At 62.1% G+C, this 25693-nt stretch carries 22 protein-coding genes; 4 read left to right on the forward strand and 18 right to left on the reverse strand.

Annotation, left to right across the window (positions count from 1 at the left end; genetic code table 11):
• Positions 1–481 precede the first annotated feature (481 nt).
• Both OH720_RS14510 and OH720_RS14515 read right to left on the reverse strand, forming a co-directional pair.
• Positions 482–2104 carry an MFS transporter gene (locus OH720_RS14510; protein ID WP_008059725.1) on the reverse strand — a complete coding sequence of 541 codons (1623 nt, stop codon included), beginning with the start codon at positions 2102–2104 and terminating at the stop codon, positions 482–484.
• A gap of 214 nt (positions 2105–2318) precedes the next feature.
• A complete protein-coding gene (locus OH720_RS14515; RefSeq protein ID WP_272606186.1) occupies positions 2319–3965 on the reverse strand; it encodes a GMC family oxidoreductase in 1647 nt (548 codons plus the stop codon).
• Between the two features lie 120 nt (positions 3966–4085).
• Here OH720_RS14515 and OH720_RS14520 point away from each other — a divergent pair, with 120 nt between their 5' ends.
• Positions 4086–4982 carry a LysR family transcriptional regulator gene (locus OH720_RS14520; RefSeq protein ID WP_272606187.1) on the forward strand — a complete coding sequence of 299 codons (897 nt, stop codon included), beginning with the start codon at positions 4086–4088 and terminating at the stop codon, positions 4980–4982.
• An 887-nt stretch (positions 4983–5869) separates the two neighbouring features.
• Here the strand turns inward: OH720_RS14520 and OH720_RS14525 are convergent.
• The 4 genes from OH720_RS14525 to OH720_RS14540 form a co-directional block, all read right to left on the reverse strand.
• Complete coding sequence (locus tag OH720_RS14525) at positions 5870–6961, reverse strand: DNA alkylation repair protein (RefSeq protein ID WP_272606188.1); 1092 nt, start codon at positions 6959–6961, stop codon at positions 5870–5872.
• A gap of 58 nt (positions 6962–7019) precedes the next feature.
• Complete coding sequence (locus OH720_RS14530; RefSeq protein WP_008059362.1) at positions 7020–8828, reverse strand: monovalent cation:proton antiporter-2 (CPA2) family protein; 1809 nt, start codon at positions 8826–8828, stop codon at positions 7020–7022.
• Positions 8829–8933: 105 nt separating this feature from the next.
• Positions 8934–9257: a protealysin inhibitor emfourin gene (locus OH720_RS14535; protein ID WP_272606189.1), complete on the reverse strand. Its 324-nt coding sequence runs from the start codon at positions 9255–9257 to the stop codon at positions 8934–8936.
• The gene (locus OH720_RS14540; RefSeq protein WP_272606190.1) at positions 9254–10309 is read right to left on the reverse strand and encodes a M4 family metallopeptidase; all 1056 of its coding nucleotides are present in this window, start codon (positions 10307–10309) and stop codon (positions 9254–9256) included. Before OH720_RS14540 ends, OH720_RS14535 begins: the two co-directional genes overlap by 4 nt.
• A 147-nt stretch (positions 10310–10456) precedes the next feature.
• Here OH720_RS14540 and OH720_RS14545 point away from each other — a divergent pair, with 147 nt between their 5' ends.
• Positions 10457–10795 carry an FKBP-type peptidyl-prolyl cis-trans isomerase gene (locus OH720_RS14545; RefSeq protein ID WP_272606191.1) on the forward strand — a complete coding sequence of 113 codons (339 nt, stop codon included), beginning with the start codon at positions 10457–10459 and terminating at the stop codon, positions 10793–10795.
• Positions 10796–10861: 66 nt separating this feature from the next.
• On the opposite strand, the gene OH720_RS14550 is transcribed toward OH720_RS14545, so the two are convergent.
• The 5 genes from OH720_RS14550 to OH720_RS14570 all read right to left on the reverse strand — a co-directional run bounded on the left by OH720_RS14550 (position 10862) and on the right by OH720_RS14570 (position 17083).
• Positions 10862–11881: a branched-chain amino acid aminotransferase gene (locus OH720_RS14550; RefSeq protein WP_008059358.1), complete on the reverse strand. Its 1020-nt coding sequence runs from the start codon at positions 11879–11881 to the stop codon at positions 10862–10864.
• Positions 11882–12123: 242 nt separating this feature from the next.
• Positions 12124–13506, reverse strand: coding sequence for a dihydrolipoyl dehydrogenase (gene lpdA, locus OH720_RS14555; RefSeq protein ID WP_272606192.1), 1383 nt, complete (start codon positions 13504–13506; stop codon positions 12124–12126).
• Positions 13507–13509: 3 nt separating this feature from the next.
• Positions 13510–14787, reverse strand: coding sequence for a dihydrolipoamide acetyltransferase family protein (locus tag OH720_RS14560; protein WP_272606193.1), 1278 nt, complete (start codon positions 14785–14787; stop codon positions 13510–13512).
• Entirely contained in the window at positions 14788–15846 is a 1059-nt protein-coding gene (locus OH720_RS14565; RefSeq protein ID WP_008059354.1) for an alpha-ketoacid dehydrogenase subunit beta, read from the reverse strand. It abuts the gene before it with no gap.
• A 1-nt stretch (position 15847) separates the two neighbouring features.
• Positions 15848–17083 (reverse strand): 3-methyl-2-oxobutanoate dehydrogenase (2-methylpropanoyl-transferring) subunit alpha, encoded by a 1236-nt coding sequence (locus OH720_RS14570; RefSeq protein ID WP_272606194.1) that lies wholly within the window; start codon positions 17081–17083, stop codon positions 15848–15850.
• A 185-nt stretch (positions 17084–17268) separates the two neighbouring features.
• Here OH720_RS14570 and bkdR point away from each other — a divergent pair, with 185 nt between their 5' ends.
• Positions 17269–17757 carry a Bkd operon transcriptional regulator BkdR gene (bkdR, locus tag OH720_RS14575; protein ID WP_008059350.1) on the forward strand — a complete coding sequence of 163 codons (489 nt, stop codon included), beginning with the start codon at positions 17269–17271 and terminating at the stop codon, positions 17755–17757.
• 13 nt (positions 17758–17770) lie between these two features.
• On the opposite strand, the gene OH720_RS14580 is transcribed toward bkdR, so the two are convergent.
• Entirely contained in the window at positions 17771–18634 is an 864-nt protein-coding gene (locus tag OH720_RS14580; protein ID WP_272606195.1) for an MBL fold metallo-hydrolase, read from the reverse strand.
• A gap of 161 nt (positions 18635–18795) precedes the next feature.
• On the opposite strand from OH720_RS14580, the gene OH720_RS14585 reads away from it, so the two are divergent.
• Positions 18796–19602 (forward strand): sulfite exporter TauE/SafE family protein, encoded by an 807-nt coding sequence (locus OH720_RS14585; RefSeq protein ID WP_272606196.1) that lies wholly within the window; start codon positions 18796–18798, stop codon positions 19600–19602.
• Between the two features lie 100 nt (positions 19603–19702).
• On the opposite strand, the gene OH720_RS14590 is transcribed toward OH720_RS14585, so the two are convergent.
• The 6 genes from OH720_RS14590 to OH720_RS14615 all read right to left on the reverse strand — a co-directional run bounded on the left by OH720_RS14590 (position 19703) and on the right by OH720_RS14615 (position 25430).
• A complete protein-coding gene (locus OH720_RS14590; protein WP_272606197.1) occupies positions 19703–20608 on the reverse strand; it encodes an aldose 1-epimerase in 906 nt (301 codons plus the stop codon).
• 132 nt (positions 20609–20740) lie between these two features.
• A complete protein-coding gene (locus OH720_RS14595; protein WP_180201964.1) occupies positions 20741–22021 on the reverse strand; it encodes a TRAP transporter large permease in 1281 nt (426 codons plus the stop codon).
• Entirely contained in the window at positions 22022–22549 is a 528-nt protein-coding gene (locus OH720_RS14600) for a TRAP transporter small permease (RefSeq protein WP_272606198.1), read from the reverse strand.
• Positions 22550–22628: 79 nt separating this feature from the next.
• The gene (locus OH720_RS14605; RefSeq protein WP_272606199.1) at positions 22629–23600 is read right to left on the reverse strand and encodes a TRAP transporter substrate-binding protein; all 972 of its coding nucleotides are present in this window, start codon (positions 23598–23600) and stop codon (positions 22629–22631) included.
• Positions 23601–23667: 67 nt separating this feature from the next.
• The gene (locus OH720_RS14610; RefSeq protein WP_272606200.1) at positions 23668–24555 is read right to left on the reverse strand and encodes an SMP-30/gluconolactonase/LRE family protein; all 888 of its coding nucleotides are present in this window, start codon (positions 24553–24555) and stop codon (positions 23668–23670) included.
• Between the two features lie 50 nt (positions 24556–24605).
• Positions 24606–25430, reverse strand: a complete 825-nt coding sequence (locus OH720_RS14615; RefSeq protein ID WP_272606201.1) for an NAD-dependent epimerase/dehydratase family protein — start codon at positions 25428–25430, stop codon at positions 24606–24608.
• Positions 25431–25693 lie beyond the last annotated feature (263 nt).

A 25693-nucleotide genomic window follows, 5' to 3' on the forward strand; every position in this document is an offset into this window, starting at 1 on the left:
CAAGAAAATCAAAAGCCAAAGCAACAGCAAAAGCGAGGCGGCCTTAAAGCCGACCTGATCGGGAGCCGTACGCATTCCCCTTGTAGGAGCCAGCGGTGCGGCGATCCGACTTGCCGGCGAAGAACGATGACGCGGTATTGCAGATACACCGCAGCGCCTGGTTCGCCGGCAAGCCTGGCTCCTACAGGGGATCAGGAACACCCGTAAAAGTCAGGTCGGCTGTCAGGCCGCCTCGCTTTTGTTTTTGATCTGGGCGACCCACGGAGCAATGCCGGAGTGAGGGCATGCCGAGCCTAGGCGAGGCACCGAGTGGTGGGGCAAGAGCCTTTTGCTTACTTTTGGCTGGGCCGGCACTCCGGCTCTTCCAAAAGTGAGTCGCCGTAAGGGCGAAACCCTAGGTGGCCGTTACCGCAGCAATGGATATGTACCCGGCAAACCACGACCATGCGCCGCATTGCAGGGCATGGTCATTAGGTTCGCGTCAGTTTTTATCCAGGTCGACGTTACGCGTCTCACGCAGGCACAGCATGCCCACCACCAGGCTCACCCCGGTGATCAGCACCGGGTACCACAGCCCGTAGAAGATGTCGCCGGTGTAGACCACCAGGGCGAAGGACACCGTCGGCAGGAAGCCGCCGAACCAGCCGTTGCCGATGTGGTAGGGCAGGGACATCGAGGTGTAGCGGATGCGGGTCGGGAACAGCTCGACCATCAGCGCCGCCAACGGGCCGTAGCACATGGCGGAGATGATGATCAGCGCGACGATCAGGGCCACGATCATCGGTTTGTTGATCTGCTGCATGTCGGCCTGTTGCGGGTAACCCGCCAGGGTCACTGCGCCACGCAGGGCCGCTTCGTCGAAACCGTCGATCTTCACGTCACCGACGCTGACCTGCACAGCGCTGCCGGCCGGGGCCGCTGCGCTCTGGTATGGCAGGCCCTGCTTGACCAGGAAGGTCTTGACCTTGTCGCACGGGCTGTCGAATTTCGCCTTGCCCACCGGGTCGAACTGGAAGGTGCAGGTGGCCGGATCCGCGAGCACGGTAATCGGCGCCTGGCGGCTGGCCAGGTCGATGGCCGGGTTGGCGTAGTGGGCCAGGGTCTTGAAGATCGGGAAGTACAACACGGTGGCGAGCAACAGGCCAAGCATCAGCACGGGTTTGCGCCCGACCTTGTCCGACAGCCAGCCGAAGAAAATGAAGAAGGGCGCACCGATGGTCACACTGACGATCAGCAAGCCGTTGGCCACCGCAGGGTCCATTTTCAGGAACTGGGTGAGGAAGAACAGCACGTAGAACTGCGCCGCGTAGAAGGTCACCGCTTGCCCGGCGTTGATGCTGAACAGGGCGATCAGCACCACCTTGAGGTTTTCCCACTTGCCGAAGGAGTCGCGGATCGGCGACTTGCAGAGTTTGCCTTCCTCTTTCATCTTCACGAACGCAGGCGACTCGTGCAGGCTCAGGCGAATCCAGGTCGAGATGCCCAGCAGGATGATCGAGAACAGGAACGGAATGCGCCAGCCCCAGACTTCGAACTGATCGCCCGTGAAGTACCGGCAGCCGAGTACCACCAGCAGCGACAGCAGCAGGCCGAGGGTGGCGGTTGATTGAATCCAGCTGGTGTGGAAGCCACGCTTGCCCATCGGCGCGTGCTCTGCCACGTAGGTCGCGGCACCGCCGTATTCCCCGCCCAGCGCCAGGCCCTGGAGCATGCGCAGCACCACGAGGATGATCGGCGCAGCAATGCCGATGCTCGCGTAATTGGGCAGCAGGCCGACACAGAAGGTGGCCAGGCCCATGAGTACGATGGTGGCGAGGAAGGTGTATTTGCGCCCGATCATGTCCCCCAACCGCCCGAACACCAGGGCGCCGAACGGCCTGACAATGAAGCCGGCGGCAAAGGCCATCAAGGCGAAGATGAACGCCGTGGTGTCGTTGACCCCGGCGAAGAACTGCTTGCTGATGACCGCAGCGAGGGCGCCGTAGAGGAAAAAGTCATACCACTCGAAGACCGTCCCGAGCGACGAGGCGAAGATGACTTTCTGGGTTTCCTGGCTGGTGCCCGCGCTACGCACGGCTTCCAGGGGCTGAACGTGTTCTGACATTTCGGTATCCCTCACAGTGATTGTTTTTGTTGTTCCACTGTCGGCGCCGGCCTTGTGGGCGGGTGCCGCGTTTATCCATAAATCAGGTGTACCCGTTACCTGTAGGAGCGAGCCTGCTCGCGATGGAGGTCAACGATAATGCGGGGAGCCTGACACCCCGCGTTGCTCTCAGGTTCATCGCGAGCAGGCTCGCTCCTACAATGTCCGTGCAGGTTCACGGATGTGTGACCAGTTCCTTTGGCTGGGTGAGGCTCCTTGTGTCGGGATCAAGAATGAGTTGTGCGGCCTTCTCGGCGATCATCAGCGTAGGCGAACAGGTGTTGCCCGAGGTGATGCGCGGCATGATCGAGGCGTCGGCGATGCGCAGGCCGGGGATGCCATGCACGCGCAGTTCGGCATCGACCACCGCGTCTGCGTCGTTACCCATGCGGCAGGTACCGACCGGATGAAAGATGGTGGTGCCGATCCGTGCGGCGGCTTCGTGCAGCTGTTCTTCGCTTTGCAGGCTGTCGCCCGGCAGGTACTCGACCGGTTTGAACGCCTTCAGGGCCGGCGCGGCCACGATGCGCCGGGTCAGGCGAATGGCATCGGCGGCCACCCGCAAATCTTCCGGGTGGCTCAGGTAATTGGGTTGGATCAGCGGCGCTTGCTGTGGGTCGACCGAGCGGATCTCCACCTTGCCGCGGCTTTGCGGACGCAGATCGCAAACCGATGCGGTGAACGCCGGGAAGGCGTGCAACGGCTCACCAAAGCGCTCCAGCGACAGCGGCTGAACGTGGTACTCAAGGTTGGCCGAGGTTTGCTCCGGCCCTGAACGCGCAAAGGCCCCGAGCTGACTCGGCGCCATCGACAACGGACCGCTGCGGTCATACAGATAACGCAGGCCCATGCCCATCTTGCCCCACAGGCTGCCGGCGATCTGATTGAGGGTGCGGGCGTTTTCCAGCTTGTAGATCAGGCGCAGTTGCAGGTGATCCTGCAGGTTGCCGCCGACGCCGGCCAGTTCATGGACAACGCCGATGCCCAGGCGTTTGAGCAGAGGGCGAGGGCCGATCCCCGAACGCTGCAGAATGCTCGGTGAGCCAACGGAGCCGGCGCACAGGATGATTTCCTTGCGTGCCTTGAAGGTTTTGGCCTGACCCTGCCAACGGGCGCTGACCGCTGAGGCCCGGGCGTTTTCCAATAGCACGCGGTCGACCTCGACACCGGTCAGCACCGTCAGATTGTGACGATTGCGTACGGGCTTGAGAAACGCCTTGGCCGCATTCCAGCGGATGCCAGCCTTCTGGTTGACCTGGAAGTAGCCACAGCCTTCGTTGTCGCCCTGGTTGAAGTCATCGATGCTGGCAATGCCGCTCTGCTCGGCGGCGCTGCGGAAGGCATCGAGAATCGGCCACGACAGGCGCTGGCGTTCGACTCGCCATTGGCCGGTGGCACCATGAAACTCGGAGTCACCGGCAAAGTGGTTTTCGCTTTTCTTGAACAGCGGCAGCACGTCCTGCCAGCGCCAGCCCGGGTTGCCGTCGGCCGCCCAGCCATCGTAGTCGCCGGCCTGGCCGCGCATGTAGATCATGCCGTTGATCGAGGAGCAACCGCCCAGCACCTTGCCGCGCGGGTAACTCAGGGTGCGCCCCTGCAGGCCGGCTTGCGCTTCGGTCTTGAAGCACCAGTCGGTGCGGGGGTTGCCGATGCAGAACAGGTAACCCACGGGGATGTGAATCCACGCATAGTTGTCGCGGCCGCCGGCTTCGAGCAGCAGCACGCGGTGCTGTGGGTTGGCCGACAGGCGATTGGCCAGCAAACAACCGGCCGGACCGGCACCGACCACGATGTAGTCGTATTCATCAAGGGAAGCGTGCATCCCTGACCTCGCTTGTTGTTCTTGTTGGGCTTCATCCTAGTTGTTAGCTTTCGTTAAAAGAATGTTAGTTTTTACCCAGCTGCTGTTCGTTTTTAAACAACGCTGACCTAAGGATGGACGATGTTCGACTGGAATGACCTGCGGTTCTTTCTCGAGCTACAGCGTAGCGGGCGTTTGCTCACCGCCGCGCGCCGTTTGAACACCACCCATGCCACCGTGGCGCGGCACATCGAGGCCATTGAAAAGAGCCTGGGCACGGCACTGTTCGTGCAGCATGCCCAGGGATACGAGCTGACCCCGGCCGGCGAAGCCTTGCTCAAGCACGCCGAGGCGATGGAGAACGTTGCGCTGCTGGCACAGGAAGAAATCACCCAATCCACGGCGCCGCTGGGCAAGATTCGGGTGGGGGTGACGGAAGGGTTGGGCATCATGTTCCTCGCCAGCCGCATGAACGGTCTGTTCGAGCGTTACCCGGGGCTGGAAGTGGAGCTGGTGGCGGTGCCGCGCTTCGTCAGCATTCTCAACCGCGAGGCGGAAATCAGCATCCACCTGGAACGCCCGGCCGCCGACATGCTGGTCACGCGCAAACTGACGGACTATCGCCTGGCGCTCTACGCCAGCCAGGACTACCTCGACCGTGCGCCGGCGCTGCGCAATCGTGACGATCTGGGGCGACATGCCTGGATCGGCTACGTCGACGACCTGCTGTTCAGCCAGGAACTGATGTTCCTCAACAGCTTTTGCCGCAACCCGCGGGTGGTGTTTCACAGCACCAGCGTCATCGCCCAGCAACAGGCTGCGCGCGCAGGCCTGGGCATTGCCGTGCTGCCGTGTTACATGGCCAGCGCCGATCCTGGGCTGGTGCCGTTATTCCCTCAGGAGAGCATCCAGCGCAGCTACTGGATCAGCACCCGCCGCGAGCTGCACAAATCGGTGCGGCTGCGGGTGATGTGGGATTACGTGGTGGAGTTGTGTGAGCGTGAGCAGGATTTGTTGCTGGGCGTGGAGGACCTGTAGGAGCCCGGCTTGCCGGCGAAGGCGTCATCGCTGCCGATGATTGTCTTTCAGGTGTACATATCCATTCCTGCGGTAACGGCCACTTATGGTTTCGCCCTTACGGCGAGTCACTTGGAAGAGCCCCAAGTAACCAAGGGCTCTTGCCCCTGGCGTTCGGCCCCTCGCTGAGGCTCGGGATACCCTCGCTCCGGTCCTGCTCCGTGGGTCGCCGCGATGGGCCATCCATGGCCCAGCGCGGCTAAACCGGCATCCTTGCCGGTTTACCCACTGCGCAGAACCTCCACTCGGCCTCTCGATGGGGCAAGAAAATCAAAAGCCAGATCAAGATCAAACGCAAAAGCGAGGCGGCCTGACAGCCGACCTGATCGGGAGCCGTACGCGTTCCCCTTGTAGGAGCCAGGCTTGCCGGCGAAGAACGATAACGCGGTACAACAGACACACCGCAGCGCCTGGTTCGCCGGCAAGCCTGGCTCCTACAGGGGATCGGGTGCACCCGCAAAGATCAGGTCGGCTTTAAGGCCGCCTCGCTTTTGCTTTGGATCTGGGTGCCCCGTTAACCACGATGGCCGAACGCAGGCATTGCGCAGTGGGTAAACCGGCAGGACGCCGGTTTAGCCGCGCTGGGCCAAGGATGGCCCATCGCGGCGACCCACGGAGCAATGCCGGAGTGAGGGCATGCCGAGCCCTAGCGAGGCACCGAGTGGTGGGGCATGCCTTTTGCTTCCTTTTTGGCGTTTGAAAAAGGGAGTCGCTGTAAGAGCGAAACCATAAGTGGCCGTTACCGCAGCAATGGATATGTACTCAGACAACCATCTCCCACAGGCTTTGACGCGGCTTGGATCAACGCTGGTAGAGGCATATGTCACCCATGTTTTCGGAGGTGTGTTTCAGGCGAGGATTTCAAACGCCGTACTGGCCAGCCGCTCCCCATTCACCAGCACATGCACCGCATGCCTGCCCGCGTAATGCCGGCGGGTGGTCAGTTCCTTGATGTGCTGGCCACGGGCGATGGACTCCGTGGCGTTGCCCGGCAGCGTCAGGGCCTTGAGCTTGAAGACCTTGGCCGAGGTGCTGCCATTGGCCTTGACGTAGTCGATGGCGTAATCGATCACCAGGCGCTGGCTGTCCTGTACCGTGGATTTGACCGCAAAGGACAGGGTGATTTTTTCCCCGAGCCCGATCACCGGCGGGTTGACCTGCACATCGATGATCTGCACCTCAGGCTTGCCACCCGCGCCAATGATCGCCAGGGCACGCAGGTTGCCCTGTTTGATCAGGCTGCGCAGGGCATGCCTGGCGATCCACGCGGTGTGTTTGTTGTCCAGCGACCAGCCCTCGATCAGGTCCAGCACCCAGTCGGGATGGTCCTTGGTGATGTCGTTGAGGTGGTTGGCCACCGACTTGCGCACGTACAGGCTGGTGTCGGCCTTGAGGTTGTCGAGGATGCCGGCGGCCAGTCGCGGGTCGGCCTGGACCTGCTCCAGGCGAAACGACCACGGCAGGCGCGGCCGGCAACCTTCGCTGGCGAGGCGTCGGACATGCTCGTTGGCGTCCAGCGACCAGTCATGCATCAGTTGCAGCGAGCGTTGCAGATCGCCACGCAGGAAATGGCGGATGGCGAATTCCGAAGAGCCGAACGCGGTGAAGTACTTGAGTGCCTCCATCGACAGTTCGAACCGGTCCGCGCCATAGGTCGCCACGTAGTGCGGCAGGCACATGCTGACAAAGCCGCTGTTGAGACGAGGGGCGAGGGCGCGCAATACCGTAAGCGACGCTTCATAACCCGGCGGCAGCACCGCGTGCAGGCTTTCGCTGACGCGGGCCAGGCGCTGCATCACCGACAAGTCGGCCAGGCCATGGTTGGCCCGTTCCAGGAAGCCCTTGGCATCGAAGCCGGGATACACCGCCGTCATCTCGGCGGCGATGTGCTGCAGGCGTTCGGCGTTGAAAATTTCCTTGAGAGCGGTTTCGCCAGCCATGGTGGAGTCCGTGTGTGATAGGGGGCGGGTTGCCGGCCAAGAGGCCGGCAAATTCATCTCAACTGTTTTTCGCTTGTTCTTCCAGCTGGTCCGACTCGAACAACCGTGCCAGTTCCGCCCGCGCTTCCTGCGCCGTCTGCTTGACCTTCACCGCGTCGTCGTAAATCGCGTGCTGCGCTTCGAGCACCTGTTCGTCGTGATGCTTGAAACGCTTGATCCGTGCATCGGCCTGCTCGTGGGTCAGTCCCAGGCCGATCAAGGTCTGCCGGCTCATTTCCAGGCTGGAATAAAAGGTTTCGCGCACCGCGTGGGCACCCAGGTCCACCAGGCGATGCACATGCTGGCGGTTGCGTGCGCGGGCAATGATCTTGATGTGCGGATAGAGCTTGTGCACCAATTCTGCGGTCTTGATGTTGGTGTCCGGGTCGTCGGTGGCGATGATGAAGAATTCCGCGTCTGCGACCTTGGCCGCGCTGAGGATTTCCGGACGCATCGGGTCGCCGTAGTACACAGGTACGCCGCCGAAGCTGCGCGACAGTTCGATGGTTTCCACCGAGGTATCGAGGGCCACGAACTTGATGTTCTGTGCCCGCAGGATACGCGCGACGATCTGCCCCATGCGGCCCATGCCGGCGATCACCACGCGGGGTTCATCGGCGTCGATGGCGCGAAATTGCTCCGGCACCTCCACCGGCTGCACCTTCGGGCTGACCAGGCGGGCGCACAACAGCATCAACAGCGGCGTCAACGCCATCGACAGGGTGATCGCCAGCACCAGCAAGTCGTACAGGCGCGGATCGAACAGGCCATGATCACGGCCGATCTTGAACACCACGAAGGCAAACTCACCGCCGGCCGCCAGCACGATGCCCAGGCGAATGGCGCTGATCTTGTTCAAGCCACCGGCCAGTCGGCCGACGACAAACAGCAGCGGCAACTTGACGGCGATCAGCAGCACGGTCAGCCCCAGCACCACGATGGGCTCGCGCAGCAGCAGGCCCAGGTTGGCGCCCATGCCGACACTCATGAAAAACAGCCCCAGCAGCAGGCCCTTGAAGGGTTCGATCTGTGCTTCCAGTTCGTGCCGGTATTCGGAGTCCGCCAGCAGCAGGCCGGCAAGGAATGCACCGAGGGCCATGGAAATACCGGCCAGGTCCATCAGCCAGGCGGTGCCCATCACCACCAGCAGCGCGGTCGCGGTGGACACTTCCGGCAAGCCGGTCTTGGCGACCACGCGGAACACCGGGCGCAGCAGATAGCGCCCGCCGACCACCACGATGGCGATGCTGATCAGCACGCGCAGGCCCTGGTTGACGTCGTCGGCGGCGCTGAGGTTTTCACTGCTGCCAGCCAGCAGCGGCACCATGGCGATCAGCGGAATCGCGGCGATGTCCTGGAACAGTAGGATCGCGAACGCCAAACGACCGTGGGGGCTGGTCAGTTCCTTGCGTTCGGCCAGGCTCTGCAGGCCGAACGCGGTGGACGACAGGGCCAGTCCCAGGCCTAGCACGATCGAGGTGTTCAGGGGTTGGCCGAAGACATACAGCGCGAGCACGCCCAGCAGCGCACCGGTCAGCAGTACTTGCGCCAGGCCGACGCCGAACACCGCCTTGCGCATCACCCACAACCGTCGTGGCGACAATTCCAGGCCGATGATGAACAGCAGCAACACCACGCCGAGTTCCGAGATGTGCGCGACACTTTCCGTATTGCCGATCAGGCCCAGGCCCGAGGGGCCGATGATCACCCCGGCAAACAGATAACCCAGCACCGCGCCCAATTGCAGGCGCTTGGCCAGGGGAACGGTGAGCACGGCCGCGAGCAGAAATACGACTGCGGCTTGTAACAGACTGCCTTCATGGGGCATGAGAAAAACTCCATCAACTCGGTAAAGCGGGTCGACAAGGATAAAGGCAGGTTTGGGTTCAAGGCTATCGCGCGACACTGCTATCGAACGGGCAATGCCGCGCCACTACAACAATTGGCCCACGTCCCAGAGTCGCACAAGCTCAGCGGGGGCCTGGTTTTCCGGCACTTTCAAGACCATCTGGTCGTCCTGCTCGCCTTCGCGGTAGCGCAACTCGATCTGGTAAAAGCGCTGATCGCCGCTACCTGTGGTCGGGCTGGCCAGCGGCAGGCAACCTTCGAGCAGTACACAGATGCGCGAGCGCTGCTCGATATCGCATTGGGCAAATGCAATCTCCCGGGGGCGCGTCAGGGCCTGGATTGCGGCGAAGCCGCCCTGGCGAGAAAGGCGCACAACCGCCCGGTCGTCCAGGTTTGGCAGGGTTTTCATGGTGCCTCCCGCGTCGCATCGACGCCCACTTGCGACCAGCCACGCTGCACCGCCTGGGCTTCATGGGCGGTGAAGCGCCGGCGTGCATGCTCAACGGTCAGTTTGGCAAAGGTACTGAAGGAGGTCTCGTGGCCCAGGCGCTTGTCACACAGTGCGTCGTACCAGATGCGCCCGGCGTGTTCCCAGGCGAATCCGCCCAGGGCCTTGGCTGCCAGGAAAAACGCTCGATTGGGAATGCCTGAATTGATGTGCACGCCGCCATTGTCCTCCTGGGTGATCACGAATTTGCGCATGTGATCCGGTTGCGGGTCCTTGCCCAGCAGCGGGTCGTCATAGGCGGTGCCCGGGTGGGCCATCGAACGCAAGCCGATGCCCTTGATGCGCGGCGTCAGCAAATCCGCGCCGATCAGCCAGTCCGCCTGGTCGGCGGTGTGCCCCAGCAGATATTGCTTGGTCAGGACGCCAAACACATCCGACAGCGATTCATTCAGCGCCCCGGACTGGTCGGCATACACCAGGCCCGCTTCGCTCTCGACCACGCCGTGGGTCAGTTCGTGGGCGACCACGTCCAGCGAGCGGGTGAAGCGCTCGAAGATTTCCCCGTCGCCGTCACCGAAGACCATCTGCGAGCCGTTCCAGAAGGCGTTTTCGTAGTCCTGGCCATAATGCACGCTGCCGATCAGGGAGAAACCCTTATCGTCGATGGAATCGCGACCCAGCACCTTCCAGAAGAAATCGTAGCTGGCCCCCAGCGCGTCGTAGGCTTCATCGACCGCCGGATCGCCGCTCGCAGCCTGTCCTTCAAGGCGCACCGGCATGCCGGGCAGGAGCATCTTGCCCTGGGCATCGTGCACGCTGCGCTGCACCTGGCCGGGTTTGCCGGGCACCGGCAGGATCGCGGCAGCCGCAGGGCGCACCGGTGGGCCGGGTGGGTGCCACAGGGTGCGCACGTGGGCCAGCGTGGTCATGGCGCTGGAGCGCTGGCGTTCAGATCCGTGCGCGACGATGCGGTGCAGAATGTAGGGTGGAATGAAACTGCGCAGGCCGGTCATCAGAGGATCCCTTTCTGAACGCGAAGTCGATACTTATGTGAACGACGCAGGGGCGTTCGGTTCCGCGGGTTGCCATTGGCAGCGGTTTCTGCGAAAACCTGCATCCGCGCCCGCAAGTCCCGGGCACCGTAGATGTGAGTTAAGAACATGAACGACGAACTGCAAATCATTGATCTTGAACCGGGTGACGGCAAAGCCGCCGTCAAGGGCGCGCTGATCACCACCCAATACCGCGGCTGGCTGGAGGACGGTAGCGAATTCGACTCTTCCTACAGTCGCGGCAAACCGTTCCAGTGCGTGATCGGCACCGGGCGGGTGATCAAGGGCTGGGACCAGGGCCTGATGGGCATGCGGGTCGGTGGCAAGCGCAAATTGCTGGTCCCGGCGCACCTGGCCTATGGCGAGCGCACGATGGGCAAGATCCCGCCGAATTCGAACCTGATGTTCGAGATCGAGTTGCTGGAAGTGCTGACGCGGGACGATTGATGGGGCAAAAAAAATCGCCGCCCTCGAACACGAGGGCGGCGATTTTCATTGCAGGGGAGCGTCAGGTCAGACCTTGACGATCCAGCCTGCTGGCGCTTCGACGTCGCCGGTTTGCACGCCGGTCAGCTCTTTGTAGAGCTTCTGGGTGATCGGGCCGACTTCGGTTTCGCTGTGGAACACGTGCAGGTGGTCGTTGTAGCTGATGCCACCGATTGGGGTGATCACGGCGGCGGTACCGCAAGCACCGGCTTCCTTGAAGTCCGACAGCTTGTCGATGAACACGTCACCTTCGATCACTTCCAGGCCCAGGCGCGATTTGGCCAGCTCGATCAGCGACAGGCGGGTGATGCCCGGCAACACCGACGGCGAGTTCGGGGTGACGAACTTGTTGTCGTGGGTGATCCCGAAGAAGTTGGCCGAACCGACTTCCTCGATCTTGGTGTGGGTCATCGGATCCAGGTAGATGGCGTCGGCGAAGTGCGCCTTCTTGGCCTGGGAGCCCGGCATCAGGCTGGCGGCGTAGTTGCCACCGACCTTGGCCGCGCCGGTGCCTTGTGGGGCGGCACGGTCGTAGCTGGAGATCAGGAAGTTGTGCGGGGTCAGGCCGCCCTTGAAGTAGGCGCCGACCGGAATGCAGAAAATCGAGAAGATGAACTCGGGTGCGGTACGCACGCCGATGTTGTCACCCACGCCGATCACGAACGGACGCAGGTACAGCGCGCCGCCGGTGCCGTAAGGCGGGATGAAACGTTCGTTGGCGCGAACCACTTCCTTGCACGCCTCGATGAACTGCTCGGTGGACACCTGTGGCATCAGCAGGCGCGCGCAGCTGCGTTGCATGCGTGCGGCGTTCTGGTCCGGGCGGAACAGGTTGATCGAACCGTCCTTGCAACGGTAGGCCTTCAGGCCCTCGAAGCATTGCTGGCCATAGTGAAGGGCCGTGGAGCCTTCGCTGATGTGCAGCACATTGTCTTCGGTCAGGGTGCCTGCGTCCCACTCGCCATTACGCCAGTTCGACAGATAGCGCTTGTCGGTCTTGATGTAGTCAAAACCCAGCTTGTCCCAATTGATGCTTTCGTTACCCATGACACCCTCTATCACTTAACAACCGCCGAAACGGTTCAATGTTTCTGACGTTTTCTGGATGGGGACAACAATACTTCATTCCGGACCCATTTCGCAGCCCGGACTATCGGATGACAGGCAGATAAATCGAGTTGGCCTCAAGAAATCGCCAGCAGGCTGGCTCCCACAGGAGAATGCATTCCAAATGTGGGAGCCAGCCTGCTGGCGATGGGGCCATCCCTGCCGCCATCAATTGTTCTGAATCACAGGTGCAGCGCGTGACCCAAGGCACGCAACGCCGCTTCCTGAACCGCCTCACCCAAGGTTGGATGCGCATGGATGGTGCCGCCGATGTCTTCCAGCCGCGCGCCCATCTCCAGGCTTTGCGCGAACGCCGTGGACAATTCGGACACCCCGACACCCACTGCCTGCCAGCCGACAATCACATGATTATCCCGACGAGCGACCACGCGCACGAAGCCGCTTTTCGATTCCAGCGTCATCGCCCGGCCATTGGCCGCGAACGGGAAGCTCGACACGATGCAGTCCCAGCCTGCCGCCTTGGCTTCGTCCGGGGTCTTGCCGACCACCACCAGTTCCGGGTCGGTAAAGCACACGGCAGCGATGGCGGTGGGGTTGAACTCGCGGCTCTTGCCGCTGATCAGCTCGGCCACCATCTCTCCCTGGGCCATGGCCCGGTGGGCGAGCATCGGTTCGCCACTGAGGTCGCCGATGGCATAGACGTTGCGCATGCTGGTCTGGCAGCGGTCGTCGATGTTGATCGAGGCGCCGTTCATCGCAAGGTTCAGCGCTTCGAGGTTCCAGCCCTGAGTGTTCGGTTTACGGCCCACAGCGACCAGCACCTGATCTGTTTCCAGATTCAACGTACGATCATCGGGCGTCCTGACTTGAAGTGTATTTGTATTTGAATCAAAGCCTTGAACGCTGTGATTCAAGTAAAGTCTCACGCCAAGTTTCTTCAGTTCTTCATGCACCGGCTGGGTCAGTTCCGCGTCGTAGGCCGGCAGGATGCGTTCCTGAGCCTCCACCACGCTGACGTCGGTACCGAGTTTGCGATAGGCAATCCCCAGTTCCAGGCCGATGTAGCCGCCACCGACCACGATCAGGCGCTTGGGCACGGACGTCGGCGCCAGGGCTTCGGTGGAGGAAATGATCGGCCCGCCAATCGGCAGTATCGGCAGGTTCACGCTTTTGGACCCAGTGGCCAGCACCAGGTGTTCGCAAATAATGCGCGTGTCGCCGACGTCGACGGTTTTACCGTCAACCACTTTCGCCCAGCCTTGAATGACCTGGACCTTGTTCTTTTTAAGTAGCGCCGCGACGCCGGTGGTCAGGCGATCGACAATGCCGTCCTTCCACTCGACGCTTTTGCCGATGTCCAGCGTGGGGGCCGACACGGTGATGCCCAACGCCGACTGCTGGCTGTGATGCCGGGTCTGATGGAACTGCTCGGCGACGTGAATCAGCGCCTTGGACGGGATGCAGCCGATGTTCAGGCAGGTGCCGCCCAACGATTCGCCTTCCACCAGAATGGTCGAAATGCCCAACTGGCCGGCACGGATCGCCGTCACATAACCGCCAGGGCCGCCGCCGATGATCAGCAGCGTGGTGTGCAAAGTTTGCATGACTTACTCCACAAACAGGGTAGCGGGTTGTTCGAGCAGGCCGCGCACGGCCTGGATGAAGAGCGCCGCGTCCATGCCATCGACCACCCGGTGATCGAAGGAACTGGAGAGGTTCATCATCTTGCGGATCACGATCTGGCCTTTGATCACCATCGGCCGTTCGACGATCTTGTTCACGCCGACGATCGCCACTTCCGGCAAGTTCAGCACCGGGGTGCTGACGATGCCGCCCAACGCGCCGAGGCTGGTCAGGGTGATGGACGAGCCGGACAGTTCGTCGCGGCTGGCCTTGCCGTTTCGGGCGGCAGTGGCCAAGCGGGAGATCTCCGCCGCGTTGTCCCACAGGCTGCGAGCTTCGGCGTGACGTACCACCGGCACCATCAAGCCAATATCGGCCTGGGTGGCGATGCCCACGTGCACCGCGCCGAGGCGGGTGATGACCTGGGCTTCGTCGTCGTAACGGGCGTTGATCTGCGGGAAGTCGCGCAGGGCCACGACCAGGGCGCGGACCAGGAACGGCAGCAAGGTCAGCTTGCCGCGGGTGGCACCGTGTTTTTCGTTGAGGTGCGCGCGCAGTTCTTCCACGGCAGTCACGTCGATTTCCTCGACATAGCTGAAGTGCGCGGCACGTTGGGTGGCGTCCTGCATGCGCTGGGCGATCTTGCGGCGCATGCCGATCACCGGGATCTGCTCTTCATCGTTGCGCTGGATGTAACCGCTGCTGACCGACGAAGCATTGGACTGACCTTGAGCCAGATAGGCATCCAGGTCTTCGTGCAGCACACGACCGGCCGGGCCGGAGCCACGTACCAGACGTAATTGAATGCCCAGGTCCAGCGCATGTTTGCGTACGGCAGGGGAGGCCAGTGGACGCTCATTGGCTTGGCGAGCGACCATCGGGCCCTGGCAAACGGCTGCCGGACGCGGTGCCGCCACCGGTTTGTTTTCCACCACCGCTTCGACTTTCGGCGCAGCGGCTACCGGCGCTTCCTTGACGGCCGCCGGTGCTGGCGCAGCCGACGCCTTAACGTTCCCCGCGCCTTCGACTTCAATGCTGATCAGGATGCTGCCAACCGCCATGACTTCGCCCGGCTGGCCGCCAAGAGCGATCACCTTGCCATGCACGGGGGACGGGATATCCACCATTGCCTTGTCGGTCATGACATCGGCCAGCACCTGATCCTCGACGACCATGTCGCCGACTTTCACGTGCCACTGAGACAATTCAACTTCTGCGATGCCTTCGCCAATGTCCGGCATCTTGATAACGTGCGTGCCCATTCAGACCTCCATGACCCGTTTCAACGCCGCGCCCACACGGGACGGCCCTGGGAAATACGCCCACTCCTGCGCGTGCGGGTATGGGGTGTCCCAACCGGTGACGCGTTCGATCGGCGCTTCCAGGTGGTGGAAGCAGTGTTCTTGCACCAGCGCGGCCAGTTCGGCGCCGAAACCACAGGTGCGAGTCGCTTCGTGAACGATCACGCAGCGCCCGGTTTTCTTCACCGACTTGGTGATGGTTTCCAGGTCCAGTGGCCACAGGCTGCGCAGGTCGATGACTTCGGCGTCCACGCCGCTTTCTTCAGCGGCAACTTGCGACACGTACACGGTGGTGCCGTAGGTCAGCACGGTGACGTCCTTGCCGGGACGGGCAATGGCGGCAACGTCCAGCGGCACGGTGTAGTAGCCGTCGGGCACCTGTGCGGCCGGGTGTTTCGACCACGGGGTCACCGGGCGCTCGTGGTGGCCGTCGAACGGGCCGTTGTACAGGCGCTTGGGCTCGAGGAAGATCACCGGGTCATCGTTTTCGATGGAGGCAATCAGCAGGCCCTTGGCGTCGTAGGGGTTGGACGGCATGACGGTGCGCAGGCCGCATACCTGGGTGAACAGCGCCTCAATGCTCTGGCTGTGGGTCTGGCCACCGTAGATGCCGCCGCCGCAAGGCATGCGCAGGGTCAACGGCGCGGTGAATTCGCCGGCCGAGCGATAACGCAGGCGGGCGGCTTCGGAAATGATCTGGTCGTAGGCCGGGTACACGTAGTCGGCGAACTGGATTTCCACCACCGGGCGCAGGCCGTAGGCGCCCATGCCCACGGCGGTGCCGACGATGCCGCTTTCCGAGATCGGCGCGTCGAACACGCGGGAGGTGCCGTACTTGGTCTGCAGGCCTTCGGTGCAACGGAACACGCCACCGAAATAACCGACGTCCTGGCCAAACACCACGACGTCCTGGTCGCGCTCAAGCATCACATCCATGGCCGAGCGCAGGGCCTGGATCATGGTCATGGTGGTCGTGGTCATGGCGGTTTCCAGCTCGATATTGTTGTTGTGATCGTTCATGTCAGATCCCCAACTCCTGACGCTGGCGCTTCAAATGCTCCGGCATCTCTTTGTAGACGTCTTCGAACATGGTCGCGGCGCTTGGAATCTGGCCACCGGCGAGGGTGCCGTACTGTTCGGCTTCTTTCTGTGCGGCGATCACTTCTGCTTCCAGCTCGGCGCTGACGGCGCTGTGTTCCTCTTCGGACCAGTGGCCGACCTTGATCAGGTGCTGCTTGAGACGCGCGATCGGATCGCCCAACGGGAAGTGGCTCCAGTCGTCGGCAGGACGGTATTTGGATGGATCGTCAGAGGTCGAGTGCGGGCCGGCGCGGTAGGTGACCCATTCGATCATGGTCGGGCCGAGGTTGCGGCGCGCGCGTTCGGCGGCCCAGGCGGAAGCGGCGTAGACCGCGTAGAAATCGTTGCCGTCGACCCGCAGGGAGGCGATGCCGCAACCGACGCCACGCCCGGCGAAGGTGGTGGCTTCACCACCGGCAATCGCCTGGAAGGTGGAGATGGCCCACTGGTTGTTGACCACGTTGAGGATCACCGGCGCGCGGTATACGTGGGCGAACGTCAGGGCGGTGTGGAAGTCCGATTCGGCGGTGGCGCCGTCGCCGATCCAGGCCGAGGCGATTTTGGTGTCGCCTTTGATCGCCGAGGCCATGGCCCAGCCTACAGCTTGTACGAATTGGGTGGCGAGGTTGCCGGAAATGGTGAAGAAACCGGCTTCTTTGACCGAGTACATGATCGGCAGCTGGCGTCCCTTGAGCGGATCGCGCTCGTTGGACAGCAGTTGGCAGATCAGGTCCACCAGTGGAACCTCACGGGCCATCAGGATGCTCTGCTGACGGTAGGTCGGGAAGCACATGTCGTCGATGTTCAGGGCCAGGGCCTGGGCGCTGCCGATGGCTTCTTCGCCGAGGCTCTGCATGTAGAACGACATTTTTTTCTGACGCTGGGCGACCACCATGCGGTTGTCGTAGATCCGCGTCTTGAGCATGGCGCGCATGCCCTTGCGCAGGATCTCCGCGGGCACGCCTTCGGCCCACGGCCCCAGGGCGTTGCCCTGGTCGTCGAGCACGCGAATCAGGCCTCGGGCCAGGTCGGCGGTGTCTGCCGGTTCAACGTCGATAGGGGGTTTGCGCACCGTACCGGCATCGGTCAGGTGCAGGTAGGAGAAGTCGGTCTTGCAGCCGGGGCGGCCCGAGGGTTCGGGAACGTGCAGGCGAAGCGGTTCATACGCTTGGGTCATGGCTTCTACGCTCGATCTTGTGAATTTCTTGTAGTGAGCTGACAGATTTCGTTCTGTGGAAGAAATCTTGTCCTACAACAATCATAGGCCCGGCCAAGAAGAATATTTCTCTCTGTTTCGTTGCGCCCAAGATCATTTCCAGATAAAAAATCTGCATAAACATAAAAAACAGGTGTTTTTGTCTCATGCGCAAACTGGACCGTACCGATATCGGCATTCTCAACAGTCTTCAGGAGAACGCACGCATCACCAACGCCGACCTGGCCCGCTCGGTCAACCTGTCACCGACGCCGTGCTTCAACCGGGTCAAGGCGATGGAGGAACTGGGCTTGATCCGTGAGCAGGTGACCCTGCTGGATGCCGATCTGCTGGGGCTGCACGTCAATGTGTTCATCCACGTCAGCCTGGAAAAGCAGGTGGAAGAGGCGTTGCAGCATTTCGAAGAGGCGATCTCCGATCGCCCCGAGGTGATGGAGTGCTACCTGATGGCTGGGGATCCGGATTACCTGATCCGGGTGCTGGTGCCGACCATCCAGTCGCTGGAGCGCTTCATGATGGACTTTCTGACCAAGGTGCCGGGCGTCGCCAATATCCGTTCGAGCTTTGCGCTCAAGCAGGTGCGTTATAAGACAGCGCTGCCGTTGCCGGCGAATGGGTTGACCCTGGGCACCTGAAAATCAAAAGATCTTAAAATTTGTTGATCGGGATCTTCAGGTAGACCACGCCATTGTCCTCCGCCGGTGGCAAATTCCCCGCACGCACATTGACCTGTATCGCCGGCAACAGCAGCGTCGGCATGCCCAACCCGGCATCGCGTCGGGTGCGCATGTCGACGAACGCGGCTTCGTCGATGCCGTCGCGCACGTGGATGTTGCTCTTTCGTTGCTCGCCGACGGTGCTCATGCACTGCGGTTCGCGGCCCTCCGGCGGGTAGTCGTGGCAGACGTAGAGGCGCACGCTGGCGGGGAAGGCCAGCAGCTTGTGGATCGAGGTGAACATCTGGTGCGCGTCGCCGCCGGGAAAGTCGCAGCGGGCGGTGCCGACGTCCGGCATGAACAGGGTATCGCCGACCAGGATGATGTCGCCGTCGATCAGGTAAGCCATGTCCGCCGGGGTATGGCCAGGCACATGCAGGGCGGTGGCCTTGAGGTTGCCGATACGGAATGACTCGTGCGGGGCGAACAGGTGATCGAACTGGGAGCCGTCGACGCAAAATTCCGGTTCAAGGTTGAACAGGCGCTTGAACACGCCCTGCACCTTGCAGATCGACTGGCCGATGGCGATCTTGCCGCCCAGTTCCCGGCGCAGGTAAGGCGCGGCGGACAGGTGATCGGCGTGGGCGTGGGTTTCCAGCAGCCATTGCACCTGCAAGCGGTGCTCGCGCACGAAAGCGATGATCCGGTCGGCCTTCAGGGTGTCGGTCCGTCCGGCAGCCGGGGTGTAGTCGAGCACCGGGTCGACGATTGCGCATTGTCCGCCATCGGTTTCGTAGATGACGTAACTGTAGGTCGACGAGGCATCGTCAAAAAAAGCTTCAATCAGGGCAGGCATGTGGGTTTTTCTTCATGGGCACGTCATGAGGGTAGTTTCATTTTCCCTGCGCTGACCAGCCCGCGATGCATTCAGTTGATGAAAAAAATTCGGCGGGCTCTATCCTGTCACACTATCGATACCGGGCGTTCCCGGCCTTTGTCATGGATTACGAGCGTTCTATGTTGCTGGCGAGTCTTTTTGGGGTGGTCATGGGGCTGGTGCTCGGACTGACCGGGGCCGGGGGCGGCATTCTGGCGGTACCGGCGCTGGTGTTGGGGCTGGGCTGGAGCATGACCACGGCGGCGCCCGTTGCGCTGTTCGCGGTGGGCAGCGCGGCGGCGGTCGGTGCCATCGACGGCTTGCGCCATGGCCTGGTGCGCTATCGCGCGGCGCTGTTGATTGCCTTGCTGGGCGCGATTTTTTCCCCGCTGGGCATCTACTTCGCTCATCGGCTGCCGGAAAAAGTCCTGATGATCCTGTTCAGCCTGCTGATGGTCATGGTGGCTGCGCGGATGTTGCGTCGCGAGCGCAAGGACGAGGGGCCCAGCGATCATGGTCACGCCAACTGGGGCCAGAAGAACTGCATGCTCGACCAGCAGACCGGGCGCTTTTCCTGGACCGCCAAATGCACCGCGACCCTGGCGGCCCTCGGTGCGGTGACCGGTGTGGTCTCGGGTTTGCTGGGCGTGGGTGGCGGTTTTTTGATCGTGCCGGCCTTCAAGCAGCTGACCGACGTGCAGATGCGCGGCATCATCGCCACGTCCCTGATGGTCATCAGCCTGATCTCGGCCATCGGCGTGATCGGCGCCTTGCATGCCGGGGTGCGCATCGACGGCTTGGGGGTTGCCTTCATCGTCGCCAGCATCGTCGGCATGGTCATCGGCCGAAAGCTTTGCGTACGAGTACCGGCGCGGGCATTGCAGGTTGGATTCGCCAGCGTCTGCCTGGTGGTTGCCGGCTACATGCTGTTGCGGGCAGGTCTCTGAACCCGCAATACCGCGTCATCGTCGTTCGCCTGTAGGAGCAAGCGGGCGGCGATCCGACTTGCCGGCGAACCAGGCGCCGCGGTGTACCTGCAATACCGCGTCATCGTTCTTCGCCGGCAAGCCTGGCTCCTACAGTTAGTGTGGGGCGGTATTGCAGGGTGAACGTCAATTCTGCCGATTGACCTTGCTCCAGCAAGCGCAACCCTGGCCGGCCGGGCAGGTGGTGCGCGTTGACCGGGTGGCTGACCGGTTCGATGCAGAAAAAACCCAGGCCTACCGGGCAGTAGAGCAGGTAGTAGTCGCTGCCGGTGGCCTGGCACTCCAGTTCGTAACCGAGATCGGGTTGCTGGATCAGGCAGTGACCATCCCATTGGCAGAAACCGTTGTCGACCAAGGTATCGGGCAGTGCCTTGAGCTGCCGAAAATCCCATTCGGCGGGCAATGAACCCAACTCGGTCGGCAGCTTGGCGCTGTCGCACAACCACACTTGCCCAGCCGTTGCCTGCAGCCGCGTGCCTGCGCTGCGCGGCAGGTACGGGTGCAACCCCAGACCATGCCAGGCCGCGCGTTCGGCCAAATGGGTGACGCTCAATTCGATGCTCAGCTTGCCTTCGCTCAGACGGAAACGTTGGCGGGCGCAATAGGCAAAGGGCTCGCTGCTATCGAGTTGCAGCACGACTTCATCTGCGGTTGTGGAAACCACCTGCCACGGCTGCTGCCAGGCGCTGCCGTGAATCGGCAGGGGATCGGTGAGGCTGTTGGGTTTCAGCGGTTGCCAGCCATCCGGGCAGTCGAACCCCCCTTGGGCAATGCGGTTGGACCACGGCACTAAAGGGAAGCAGCCCAGCTTGCCGGGAAGGCCGGTGTTCAAGGCGTGCTCATCGGCGTGGCGCAGCAACGGCTGGCCCGTGTTGCGTACGGACCAGTTGACGATGCTGCCGCCGAGTTCGGGGGCGAGGGTGAGGTGGGTGAATGGGTCTTCGAGTTCGAGCAATGTTGGTTTCATGTTCACCAGCGATCAAGAGGGAATACGTGGATTGCCCTTGTAGGAGCCCGGCTTGCCGGCGAAGACGTATTTGAGAACGCCTTCGCCGGCAAGCCTGGCTCCTACAGTTAAAGCGTTGCGAGATCAAACGGGTTACAACACCAAATGCGGCAACCACAACGACAGCGCAGGAATGTAGGTCACGGCCATCAACACCAGGAACAGCACGCCGTAAAACGGCAGCAGCGCCTTGACGGTTGACTCGATGCTGACCTTACCCACGGCCGACCCCACGAAGAGTACCGCGCCCACCGGCGGTGTAATCAAGCCGATCCCCAGGTTCACCAGCATGATCATGCCGAACTGCACCGGGTCCACGCCGATGCCGAGAATTACCGGCATCAGGATCGGCGTGAGGATCAGGATCAGCGGCGCCATGTCCATCACGGTGCCCAGCAACAGCAGCATGACGTTGATGCACATCAGGATCACGTAACGGTTGTCCGACAGGGTCAGGAACATCGTGGTGATCTTTGCCGGGATCTGCATCAGGGTCATGATGTAGCCGAAGCTGGCGGCGAAGCCGATCAGGATCATCACGATCGAAATCGTGCGCACCGTGCGGTGCATCAGTTTCGGCAGCTCGCTCCACTTGTAGTCGCGGTAGATGAACATGGTCACGAAGAACGCCCACAGCACTGCAATCGCCGCCGACTCGGTCGCCGTGAAGATCCCGCTCAGTATCCCGCCAAGAATGATGACCATCGCCATCAGGCCCCACAACGCTTCCCCGCAAATCTTCAGCGCTTCGCGCATCGGAATGACTTCGCCCTTGGGGTAGTCACGCTTTTTCGCGAAGATCAGGCACAACACCATCAGGCACGCGCTCATCAACAGGCCCGGGACCACGCCGGCCATGAACAGCGAGGCAATCGACACCGTACCGCCTGCTGCCAGCGAGTAAAGCACCGAGTTGTGGCTCGGCGGGGTCAGCAGCGCTTGCACCGAACCGCTGACGGTCACGGCGGTGGCGAACTCACGGGGATAGCCGCGACGTTCCATTTCCGGAATCAGCACCGAACCGACCGAGGCGGTGTCGGCCACCGAGGAGCCGGAGATCGCGCCGAAGAAGGTCGACGCCATGATGTTGACCAGCGACAAGCCACCGCGCACGAACCCGACCAGCACCCCGGCAAACGCCACCAGGCGCCGGGACATCCCGCCCTCGGCCATGATCGCACCGGCGAGGACGAAGAATGGAATCGCCAGCAGGGAAAACTTGTTGACGCCACCGGCGACCTGGATCATCAGCGCCTGGAACGGAATATCGATCCAGAACGCGCCGATCAGCGCGGAAAGCCCCAGCGCGTAGGCGACCGGCATACCGATCAGGATCAACGCGATAAAACTGCCCAGCAGAATAAAAGCGTCCATTCAGGCAGCCCCTTCGTTTTCTTCAACGTGGTCGAAACGTACGACCCGACGGTTGCTCTGGTCACCGAACAAGAGTTTTTCCAGGACAAAGATCAGCGTCAGCAGACCGCCCACGGGAATCGGCATGTAGGTGATGCCCACGCGCAGGGTCGGCAGGGCGCTCATGAACTGGTTCCAGGTCGACAGGCACAGCTTGCTGCCCCAGACGGTCATGAACAGGCAGATGGTTGCCATCAGCAATTGGGAAAACACGCTCATGGCCTGGCGCAGTTGCGGCGACATGCGGTCAGTGAGCATGGCCACCGCCATGTGCGAACCGGAACGGTAACTGGCGGCGGCGCCGATGAAGGTGAAGACCATCATCAGCAGGATCGCCGTGGGCTCGGGCCAGCTCGAGCCGGTGCCGAGCACATAGCGGGCAAACACGCCCCAGGGAATGATCAGCGCGATGGCCAGGACGGACAGCCCCGCGACCCAGATACAGGTCATGTAGAGCTTGTCATTGAAACGCAGCAGTAGATTCTTCATCGGGTTCCACCGTAACCGGGCACGCACAGACCGTCACCCAGGTCAGTACGTGCCGGGCCTTTCTTGAATGCAGGGAGGGTTACTGGACGGCTTCGATGCGCTTGATCAGGTCCGCGTAGGGCGCGCCGTATTTCTCGCGGATCGAGGCGGTCGCTTCATAGAAAGGTTTTTTGTCGACGGTGATGAACTCGACGCCGGCAGCCTTGAGTTTTTCTTCGCTGCTGGCCGATTTGGCATCCCACAGGGTGCGCTCCTGCGCCTGCGCGGCTTTGGCGGTCTTCTTCACCAGAGCCTGCTGCTCGGGGGTGAGTTTGTTCCAGGTGATCTTCGACATCACGATCGGCTCGGGCAGGATCAGGTGCCCGGTCAGGCTGTAGAACTTGGCGTTCTGGTAGTGATTATGTTCGAGCAGGGTCGGCGGGTTGTTCTCCGCGCCGTCGATCACACCGGTCTGCAGGGCGCTGAAGATTTCGCCGGTGTCCATGGCGATGCCGTTGCCGCCCATGGCGTTGATGGTTTCGATGAACATCGGATTGCCTTGCACGCGGATCTTCATGCCCTTGAGATCTTCCAGGCTGCGCACCGGTTTCTTGGTGTAGATGTTGCGCGTGCCGCCATCCATCCAGGCCAGGGCGACGAGGTTGAATTCGGACTGGGTGATCTTGTCGAGGATCTCGTCGCCGACTTCGCCATCGATGACCTTGCGCATGTGCGCCTGGTCACGGAACACGAACGGCATGTTGAACACGTTCACGTCCGGCACCACCGGGCCGACGATGCCCAGGCTGACCCGGGCCATCTGGATGGCGCCGACCTGGGCCTGCTCGACCACTTCTTTTTCCGAGCCGAGCACACCGCCGGCGAACATCTTGAAGGTCAGCTTGCCATCGCTGTCGGCGACCAGGGTCTTGCCCAGCTGTTCTTCGGCAACCACCGTCGGGTAGCCCGCGGGGTGGATGTCGGCAAATTTGATTTCCAGCGCATGGGCGGCGCTGCTGAGGGTGAAGGCCAGGGGGAGTGCTGCGGCGAGCAAGGTGCGTTTGAAGTCCATTGGGGGTGTCTCCAGATTTGTTGTTTTTGTTATTCAAGGCACAGCGGTGTAGCGCCAACAGTTGCATTCATTGCTTGAAGAGCGGCTCCGGCAAACCCTTGACGCCGGGGTCCAGGGCGAACACGCCACCGGCCAGCGACTGTTCATCCTGGTCGTCTCCCGGGCGAATCGAGGTCACGAACAAGGTGTCCAGGCGACTGCCACCGAAGGCGCACATGCTCGGTTTTTTCACCGGTACGGCGAGGGAACGGTCCAGTCGACCGTCGGGGGTGAAGCGGTGAACCAGCCCGGCATCGTTGCCGCAGATCCAGTAACAACCCTCGGCATCGACCGCCGCGCCATCAGGGCGACCGTCGTGCTGATTCATGTCGATGAACACGCGGCGGTTGGAAGGGGTGCCGCTGTCGATGTCGTAATCGAAGGCCCAGACCTGCTGCACCAATGGATGGGAGTCGGACAGGTACATCGTCTTGCCGTCCGGGCTGAAGGCCAGGCCGTTGGGCACGATCAGGCCGTTCATCTGTGCCTGCAGCGGCCCCTGTTGCCCGGCGTCGTAGCGATAGAGCGTGCCCACCGCGGCATTGGCGTTCATGTCCAGCACCATGCTGCCGGCCCAGAAACGGCCCTGACGGTCGCAGCGACCATCGTTGAGGCGCATGCCGGGGCGAGCGTGATCGACGTGGGCCAGGGGGGCGCTGTCGAGGCTGCCGTCTTCATGCGCCTGCAGATGGAAGAACCCGCTCTCCATGCCCGCGACCCAGCCGCCGTCGGGGTGACGGGCGATGCAGGCGAGCATCTGCGGGGTTTTCCAGGCGTGCACATGCCCGGTTTGTGCGCTCCAGCGTTGCAGGCCCCCGGCGGGAATATCGACCCAGTACAGGGCGTTTTCCTCGGGGACCCAGACCGGGCTTTCACCCACCGCGTTGCGGGCATCGACAATCAGTTCGGCTGACATGGCAACTCATTCCTTGGGTTGGTTGTGCTGGGGATCCGGGTCAGGGGTGATCAGTCGCCGAACGGGCCTGCCGCGCAAAAGGCACCACCCTGGTAAACCCGCGCCGGGTCATCGGCGGCTGGCAACGGCAGGGCTTCGACTTTTTCGCGGAATACTTCGGAGCTGTCCTGCGGGGCGTAGCCCAGGGCACTGGCGTAGCGGTTGTCCCACCAGATGTCCTTGTTATCGGAGGCGCCGTAGACCACGGTGTGGCCGACGTTCGGGGTATAGAGCGCACGTTCGAGGAGTTGGGTGAGGTCGCCGAAGCTCAGCCAGGTGCTCATCATCCGGCGGTTTTGCGGTTCGGGGAACGAAGAGCCGATGCGCACGCTGACGGTCTCGATGCCGTAGCGATCGAAGTAGAAGGTGGCCATGTCTTCGCCGTAGGACTTGGACAAACCGTAGTAGCTGTCGGGGCGGCGAGGGGAGTGGGCGTCGATGACTTCGTCCTGCTTGTAGAAGCCGATCACGTGGTTGGAACTGGCGAAGATCACGCGCTTGACGCCGTGCCGGCGCGCCGCCTCGTAGATGTGGAAGACGCCGCAGATGTTGGCGCCGAGGATCTCTTCGAACGAGCGCTCAACCGACACGCCGCCAAAATGCAGGATCGCGTCCACGCCTTCGACCAGTTGGTGCACGGCGTGCTTGTCGGCGAGGTCGCAGGGTACGACTTCCTCGCGATCATCGATGGCGGGGGCGATGTCGGCGATGTCCGACAGGCGAATGACATTGGCGTACGGGCGCAGGCTCTCGCGCAGGACTTTGCCCAAGCCACCGGCAGCACCGGTCAGCAGCAGGCGATTGAAGGGCGTTTGGGCGGTTGCGGTGGTTGTCATGGGAATCCCTGGCAAGCAATTGTTGTTATTCGGTCGTTGTAGGTTGTCGTACGACTTTGCTGAAGTATCGGTAGACTTTCCGGTTTTTGTCAACGCGACATTAGTGGAAATTGACGGAGGGTCGTCTCCCTCCTGCCGGGATTAAATCTCTGGACTGGCCCGGAACCTGTGGGAGCGAGCCTGCTCGCGATGGTCGTCAACGATAACGCTGGAAGCCTGACACCCAGCAGCGTTCTCAGGTTCATCGCTGGCAAGCCAGCTCC

The organism is Pseudomonas sp. WJP1, assembly GCF_028471945.1.
Taxonomy (GTDB): domain Bacteria; phylum Pseudomonadota; class Gammaproteobacteria; order Pseudomonadales; family Pseudomonadaceae; genus Aquipseudomonas.